The 7764-nt window shown below is 62.6% G+C and carries 8 protein-coding genes and 1 pseudogene; 8 read left to right on the plus strand and 1 reads right to left on the minus strand.

What is annotated here, in order from left to right:
- Nucleotides 1-8 precede the first annotated feature (8 nt).
- The 8 genes from AC1DUY_RS27495 (at nucleotide 9) to AC1DUY_RS27530 (ending at nucleotide 7398) form a co-directional block, all read left to right on the plus strand.
- Nucleotides 9-419, plus strand: a complete 411-nt coding sequence (locus tag AC1DUY_RS27495; RefSeq protein ID WP_309944810.1) for a hypothetical protein — start codon at nucleotides 9-11, stop codon at nucleotides 417-419.
- Nucleotides 416-2569, plus strand: a complete 2154-nt coding sequence (gene scpA, locus AC1DUY_RS27500) for a methylmalonyl-CoA mutase (RefSeq protein WP_478118434.1) — start codon at nucleotides 416-418, stop codon at nucleotides 2567-2569. Before AC1DUY_RS27495 ends, scpA begins: the two co-directional genes overlap by 4 nt.
- Before the next feature lie 43 nt (nucleotides 2570-2612).
- Entirely contained in the window at nucleotides 2613-2969 is a 357-nt protein-coding gene (locus AC1DUY_RS27505; protein WP_158596821.1) for a HepT-like ribonuclease domain-containing protein, read from the plus strand.
- A complete protein-coding gene (locus AC1DUY_RS27510; protein ID WP_478118435.1) occupies nucleotides 2966-3772 on the plus strand; it encodes a DUF3298 and DUF4163 domain-containing protein in 807 nt (268 codons plus the stop codon). Before AC1DUY_RS27505 ends, AC1DUY_RS27510 begins: the two co-directional genes overlap by 4 nt.
- Nucleotides 3769-4752 carry a methylmalonyl Co-A mutase-associated GTPase MeaB gene (gene meaB, locus AC1DUY_RS27515; protein ID WP_478118437.1) on the plus strand — a complete coding sequence of 328 codons (984 nt, stop codon included), beginning with the start codon at nucleotides 3769-3771 and terminating at the stop codon, nucleotides 4750-4752. The genes AC1DUY_RS27510 and meaB overlap by 4 nt, the downstream gene beginning before the upstream one ends.
- Before the next feature lie 199 nt (nucleotides 4753-4951).
- On the plus strand, nucleotides 4952-5620 hold the full coding sequence (locus AC1DUY_RS27520; protein ID WP_478118439.1) for a pyroglutamyl-peptidase I: 669 nt from the start codon (nucleotides 4952-4954) through the stop codon (nucleotides 5618-5620).
- A gap of 153 nt (nucleotides 5621-5773) precedes the next feature.
- Nucleotides 5774-7027, plus strand: coding sequence for a multidrug effflux MFS transporter (locus tag AC1DUY_RS27525; RefSeq protein ID WP_478118441.1), 1254 nt, complete (start codon nucleotides 5774-5776; stop codon nucleotides 7025-7027).
- A 113-nt stretch (nucleotides 7028-7140) separates the two neighbouring features.
- The gene (locus AC1DUY_RS27530) at nucleotides 7141-7398 is read left to right on the plus strand and encodes a hypothetical protein (RefSeq protein ID WP_089267288.1); all 258 of its coding nucleotides are present in this window, start codon (nucleotides 7141-7143) and stop codon (nucleotides 7396-7398) included.
- Between the two features lie 154 nt (nucleotides 7399-7552).
- Here AC1DUY_RS27530 and AC1DUY_RS27535 read toward each other — a convergent pair.
- A pseudogene (locus AC1DUY_RS27535) lies at nucleotides 7553-7764 on the minus strand (IS110 family transposase); the annotation flags it as partial.

A 7764-nucleotide genomic window follows, 5' to 3' on the forward strand; every position in this document is an offset into this window, starting at 1 on the left:
ACTGACTCATGTCTCACCAACACGAGCTGGATAAACTCGAAGCGGAGCGAGCACGCTTGCAGTCGATGATCGACTATCACAATCCGACACTCGATTATCGCAATCCGTCGACTTCCACGACGATCCCGCCGTTGGCCGTCGGGTTGTGTGCCGGAATGCTCTTGCTCCTCGGGTGGATTTTCGTGTCCGGAGTGATAGCAGGTGAATATAGTCTGTTGAACGTTGTCGCGCTGACCATCGTCCTGGCGCTCATGGCGTTGATCGGAATGCGCAAGATAACCGTCTTCGGCATTCCGATTACAGTATTCGAACTCATCTTTCTCGTCCCCGGCGGACAAACGGCCGGTGAACCCCAAATACGTCAACGCCTCGCTGACTGCGAAACAAGAATCAAGAAATTGAAGGAACGCCGCTCGTGAGCAAGATTCCGAACTTCGCCGAGATCGATTTCGCCGCCCGTGCCGCCGGCGCGCCGTCGCAGGGCGAACCATGGTTGACGCCCGAAGGCATCCTGGTGAAGCCGGGTTACGGCGAGGATGACGTCAAGGGCATCGATTTCCTCGATACCTATCCCGGCATCGCGCCATTCCTGCGCGGCCCCTACCCGACCATGTATGTCAACCAGCCCTGGACGATCCGGCAATATGCCGGGTTCTCCACCGCGGAAGATTCCAACGCCTTCTATCGCCGCAATCTCGCCGCCGGCCAGAAGGGCCTCTCGGTCGCCTTCGATCTCGCCACCCATCGCGGCTATGACAGCGATCATCCGCGCGTGTCGGGCGACGTCGGCATGGCCGGCGTGGCGATCGACTCGATCTATGACATGCGCACGTTGTTCGCCGGTATTCCGCTCGACCAGATGAGCGTGTCGATGACCATGAACGGCGCGGTGCTGCCGATCCTCGCGCTCTATGTCGCTGCCGCCGAAGAACAGGGCGTGCCGCCGGAGAAGCTGACCGGAACGATTCAGAATGACATTCTGAAAGAGTTCATGGTGCGCAACACCTATATCTATCCGCCGACGCCCTCGATGCGGATCATCTCGGACATCTTCGCCTACACCTCGCAAAAGATGCCCAAGTACAATTCGATTTCGATCTCCGGCTATCACATGCAGGAGGCCGGCGCGACGCAGGATCTTGAGCTGGCTTACACGCTCGCCGACGGCGTCGAATATCTGCGCGCGGGTCTTGCCGCCGGCATCGATGTCGACCGCTTCGCGCCGCGGCTGTCGTTCTTCTGGGCGATCGGCATGAACTTCTTCATGGAAGTCGCCAAGATGCGCGCCGCGCGACTGCTGTGGGCCAAGCTGCTGACGCAGTTCAATCCGAAGGACCCGAAATCGCTTTCGCTGCGCACCCATTGCCAGACCTCCGGCTGGTCGCTGACCGCGCAGGACGTCTATAACAACGTGATGCGCACCACCATCGAGGCGATGGCGGCGACGCAGGGCCACACGCAGTCACTTCACACCAATGCGCTCGACGAAGCGCTGGCGCTGCCGACCGACTTCTCCGCACGCATCGCGCGCAACACGCAGCTCTTTTTGCAGCAGGAAACCGGTACCAACCGCATCATCGATCCATGGGGCGGCTCCTATTACGTCGAGCGCCTGACCCACGACCTCGCCACCAAGGCCTGGGCGCATATCCAGGAAGTGGAAGAGCTCGGCGGCATGGCCAAGGCCATCGAGGCCGGCGTGCCCAAACTGCGCATCGAGGAAGCCTCGGCCAAGACCCAGGCGCGCATCGATGCCGGCCGTCAGGCGGTGATCGGCGTCAACAAGTACAAGCCGGAAAATGAAGAAGCGCTCGACGTGCTCAAGGTGGAAAACTCCACCGTGCGCCGGCTGCAGATCGACAAATTGAAGAGGCTTCGTGGCGAGCGCAGCCAGGCCGACGTCGATGCCGCGCTGGCGGCGCTGACGCGCAGCGCCAAAGACGGCAACGGCAACCTGCTGGCGCTGGCGATCGATGCCGCGCGGGCCAAGGCCACCGTCGGCGAAATTTCCGATGCGATGGAGAAGGTGTTCGGCCGCCACCGCGCCGAGATCAAGTCCATCACCGGTGTCTACAAGCGCGAGGCGTCCACCATGAACGACAAGGTCCAGAAGGTTCAGGCGCTGATCGATGCCTTCGAGGACGCCGAAGGTCGCCGCCCGCGCATCCTCGTCGCCAAAATCGGTCAGGACGGCCACGACCGCGGCCAGAAGGTGATCGCCTCGGCCTTCGCCGATGTCGGCTTCGACGTCGATATCGGGCCGCTATTCGCCACCGCCGATGAAGCCGCGCGGCAGGCCGTCGAAAACGACGTGCACATCCTCGGCCTCTCCTCGCTGGCCGCCGCCCATCTCACCGCGGTGCCGGAGCTGAAGGCCGCGCTCAAGAAGCAAGGCCGCGAGGACATCATGATCATCATTGGCGGCGTCGTCCCGCCGCAGGATTACGACGAACTGTACAAGGCCGGCGCCGAAGCGATCTTCCCGCCCGGCACGGTGATCTCCGAGGCGGCCGAAGAGCTGATCCACAAGCTCAATGCGCGGCTGGGACACAGCGAGGCGGCGGAGTAATAAAGACCACAATCAACCAATCGGGTGCCTGATGAGCTGGTCCATGGAAACTGGCACAATTCCGCCACCGTCCGTTGCAGAGCGTTTCTCGCATATCTACGAGAAAATTGCGCTGGTCAAAGAAGCTATCGCTGGTCGCACGTCGGCAGACCTCGCCAAGGACATGAGGACTTGCGTGGCCATGGAGCGATTTTTCGAGATTATCGGAATTGCTTCGGATCACATCCCGAATGAGATAAAGAAGCGCGAAGCTGAAGTAGACTGGACAGCGGTTGCCGAGATGAGTGATCGTCTCGGCAACGTCGCAATCAGAGTTGAGCCAGACACTCTTCTACATTGGGCTCACGATTTGATGCCTCCTCTCGAACGGTGCGCCGCGCGGCTCAGGTCTCCAGAATGAAACTTGCTTATATCCGTAATACTTCTCGTCTCGCAGGCTTGGCCTGTGCCTTCCTAATCACTTCCATAGCGATCTCCCTCGCCGCCGAGCCGACACCCGACATCCAGCTCAAGGCCAAATACACCGAGGTCGCCGTGTTCTTCGATGCCGCGATCAAGTCCGATGCGCCGCTGCTGAAATATCTCACATCCGCCAGCAATGGCTGGGCTACGAAGACGCTCAAGGAGCTTGCCGCGCAGCGCAAGGAGATGAACGATCTCCCTGCCGACATGCGCAACCGGCCATGGGAATCCGAGCGGACCTATGCGCAAAGCTCGTTGGTCGCGGGCCGCTATGTCAGCATCATTCGCGCGGACTACAACTACACCGGCGGCGCGCATCCCAATCGTGCCAACGACACGCTGCTGTGGGACAGGCAGGTCGGCAAGATGATCAGCATTCGTCCTTTCTTCACCGAGCTCGCCGATAGCGGGCCGGCGATGACGGCGATCCGCGATGCGGTCATCGCCGATCTGAAAATCGAGAAGAAAAAGCGCGACAACGACAATCCCGACATGAGCCTCGTCGATGCGCTGGAGCCGAAGCTGCTCAAGATCGGGCCGGTATCGCTGGCGCCGTCGACATCAGCCGGCAAGAGCTCCGGCCTCAGCTTCCATTACGGCCCCTATGCGGTCGGCTCCTATGCCGAAGGCGATTACGACGCCTTCGTGCCGTGGGAGAAACTCAAGCCCTATCTGTCGGCCGAGGGCAGCGCGATCTTCGCCGGCGAGCGGCCGAAGGACGACGACAAGGGGCCGCAGTGACGAAAGCCCCCATCGACATCGACGCGCTCGCCAAAGACCTCCGCTCCGGCAGCCGCGCCGCGCTGGCGCGGGCGATCACGCTGGTGGAAAGCCGCCGCGCCGATCATCAGGCCGCCGCACGCGAACTCGTGCAGGCGCTGCTGCCCGCCACAGGCAAAGCGTTTCGCGTCGGGATCACTGGCTCGCCCGGCGTCGGCAAGTCGACCACCATCGATGTGCTCGGCATGTATCTGATCGAGCGCGGCCACAAGGTCGCGGTGCTGGCCGTCGATCCCTCCTCGGCGCGCACCGGCGGCTCGATCCTCGGCGACAAGACGCGGATGAACGATCTGTCCGCCCATCCGAACGCCTTCATTCGTCCCTCGCCGTCCTCCGGCACGCTCGGCGGCGTCGCGGCGAAAACGCGCGAGGCGATGCTGCTGTGCGAGGCCGCCGGCTTCGACGTGGTGCTGGTGGAAACCGTCGGCATCGGCCAGTCGGAAACCGCGGTCTGCGACATGACCGACTTCTTTCTTGCCCTGATGCTGCCCGGCGGCGGCGACGAGTTGCAGGGGATCAAGAAAGGCCTGATCGAACTCGCCGACATGATTGCCATCAACAAGGCCGACGGCGACAATCTGAAGCGCGCCAATATCACCGCTGGAGATTATCGCGGCGCGCTGCATATCCTGGCGCCGCGCTCGGAGCACTGGCATCCGCCGGTCGTGACCTATTCGGCATTGACCAAGACGGGTATCACCGAGCTCTGGGACAAGGTCGTCGCGCATCGCACCGCCATGAATGCCTCCGGCGATTTCGCCGCCCGCCGCCGCGAGCAGCAGGTGAAATGGATGTGGACCATGCTGGAAGATCGTTTGAAGGCGCGGCTGCGCAGCGATCCCGGCATTCGCAGCAAGGTCAAACAAGTCGAACGCGACGTCGCCGACGGCACGATGACGCCGGCCGTCGCGGCGGAAGCGATCGTGGAGTTGTTGAAGTAGCGCGCCCTAACCTCTCCCCGCTTGCGGGGAGAGGTCGGCTGGCGGAGCGCAGCGAAGCCAGACGGGTGAGGGGGACTATCCAACGCTCCTAGTTCGTGGAGAGTCCCCCTCACCCGCCTTCCACATGCTTCGCATGTTACAGGCGACCTCTCCCCGCAAGCGGGGAGAGGTTAGCGCGCCGTCGCGATCATGGAGGCGAATGTTGAACCGTCCCGGTACATCCCCCCGTATCCTCATCACCGGCTTCGGCCCCTTCCCCGGCGCGCCGGTGAACCCGACGCAGGCGCTGGTGCGAAAACTCGCAACGCTGCGCCGCCCCGCTTTCGCGGATATCACCCGCATCGCGCATATTTTTGACGTCACCTATGCCACCGTCGATCGCGAACTGCCCGAGCTGATCGCACGCCATCGTCCGGATGCGCTGCTGATGTTCGGCCTCGCCGCGCGCACGCCCTATATCCGGATCGAGACGCGCGCCCGCAACGCGGTGTCGATGCTGTGGCCCGATGCCGGCCACACCACGGTGCGCCGCGCCAGCATCGTACCTGGCGCCAGCGCGCAAAACTTCGGCCCGCACACGGCGCGTCTGTTCCGGGCCGCCCTCGCCACCGGCGCCGACGTGCGCTCCTCCCGCGATGCCGGACGCTATCTCTGCAATTATCTGTCCTGGCGCAGCATCGAGGCCTCCCGCGCGCCCGGCGGCCCGCACCTCGCGGCCTTCGTCCATGTGCCGCTGCTGGCACAAGACACCACCTCGCACCGCATGACCTCCGACGAACTCACCGATACCGGTGAAGCGATCCTGCTGGAAATGATCCGCATGACCCGGGTCAAGCTGCGTGATGCAGCCCGGAATTCCGGGGTTTAAGACCGTCGAAACGACGCTCCCGGCCATTCTCTGAACATTAATTCATAAAATGGGGAAATTCCGCCGGTTTCCGCGACACAGCCATGCCGAAAGTCAACTTGTGCATCGCAGCATGAACACCCTAATGGCGGGAATGCTTTCAGGGACAGCTTTGTGACCGACATCAACGCCGACGCCCCCCTCGCGGTGTCATCGACCCATAGCCCAATGAAATTTGGCGAATTCGTCGTCGTGATCGCTTCGATCATGGCGCTGAATCCGCTTGCCATGGACATCATGCTGCCGGCGCTGCCGCATATCGGTGCGGCCTTCAAGGTCCCTGATGCCAACCACCTTCAGACCATCCTCTCGGTCTTCCTGCTCGGCTTCGGCGTGGCCCAATTCGCCATGGGCCCGCTGTCGGACCGCTGCGGTCGGCGCCCCATCCTGCTCGGCGGCATGGCCGTCTATTGCGCCGCGAGCGTGCTCGCGCTATTCGCACCGTCGTTCGAAATCCTGCTGCTTGCCCGCCTGCTGCAGGGCGTCGGCACCGCAGCGACGCGCGTGATCGCGGTGTCGATCGTCCGGGACTGCTATGCCGGCGGTCGCATGGCCAGCGTCATGTCACTGGCCATCATGGTTTTCATTTCCGTGCCGGTCATCGCCCCGTCTTTCGGGCAGGCCCTGATGGTGCTCACGGAATGGCGGGGCATCTTTGTCGTGCTGATGCTATACGGCCTTCTGACGCTGGCATGGAGTGCCTGGCGAATGCCGGAGACGCTGCCGGTCGCCAAACGCCGCTCGCTCGCCATTCGTGATGTGCTCTATGCCTATCGGCAAACCGTCAGCCATCGGCAGACGCTCGGTTACGGCCTCGCTGCCGGCATCCTGCAGGGCGCACTGTTCGCTTTCGTGTTTACCTCGCAGCAGGTGTTCACCGAGATTTTTCATCTCGGGCCATATTTCCCGCTTGCCTTTGCTTCCATCGCTTTCGGCGTCGCTGCGGCCAGCTTCTTCAACTCGCGCGTAGTCCATCGCCTTGGCATGCGCGCACTCTCCCACGGCGCCCTGCTCGGTTTCGTCACTGCTGGCGCGGCGATGTTATTGGCCGTGGCGATGGGTTTCATGCCGCTATGGTTGTTCATCGCGCTGTCGATGCTCATGATGTTTGCCTTCGGCCTGATGTTCTCGAATTTCACCGCACTGGCGATGGAGCCGCAGGGCCACATCGCCGGCACGGCCTCCTCGCTCTACGGGACGCTGACCACGCTGCTGGGTATCGCCATCGGCACGGTTATCGGCCAGCACTATGACGGCACTCTGCTGCCGTTCGCGACCGGCCTTTTTCTTTGCACCCTCACTGCATTCGCGGTGATCCTCGTGGTGGAAAAGGGCCGCCTGTTCAAGTCTCACAAGATGGTGAGCTGAACGCTCTCGCGACGCAGCCGAATGGCCGCCGCGCAATTTTGAAATGTCTGGGAATACGTCGGGGCGAACCCGACGCCGCCATGAACGTTATCAATTTTTACCGGAGCAATCCGATGCCCTATGCACTGTTCTGTGACGACGCGAAACTGAGTAAAGCCTATCCGACCGAAGCCGACGTGTGGAAACTTGCCGCCGAGAGCGGCCTTGTCACCGATGTCGAAGCCAAGAATTCGAAGCCGACACCGCGCCGCGTGCTCGACAACGACTACGAGATCCGTCCCTGCCAGGCGGAGCCCGGCGAATGCCCGGAAAAGAACGAACGCGACGCCCAGGCCGAGAAGGATTTCCAGCTCGCGCTGACGGGACGATAGCGCGCGGGGCCCTCGGGCGCCCCAGCGAAGCGACGTTCGACATTAAGCGCCTGCGCGCTCCGCCGTTGGCATTCTCCCCACCACACGTCGTCATTCCGGGGCGCGCGTCGCCGGCGAAGCCGGCAGAGCGAGAACCCGGCGACTGTCTTGTCTGTCAATGGGGCTGAGTCTCTCCGTCATAGTGTTTGTTGGCTTTGACGAGCGCGTTGGCGGTGATGAGGAGCTTTCGGGCAATGGCGATGAGCGCCACCTTGGCCGGTTTTCCCTGCAACCGCAGGGCCTGATAGGCCTGTTTCATCTGCGGATGATGGCGGCAGGCAACGAGAGCTGCCATGTACAGCGCGGCGCGAACGCAGGGCCGACCGC

Source organism: Tardiphaga sp. P4_G1, from assembly GCF_056401215.1.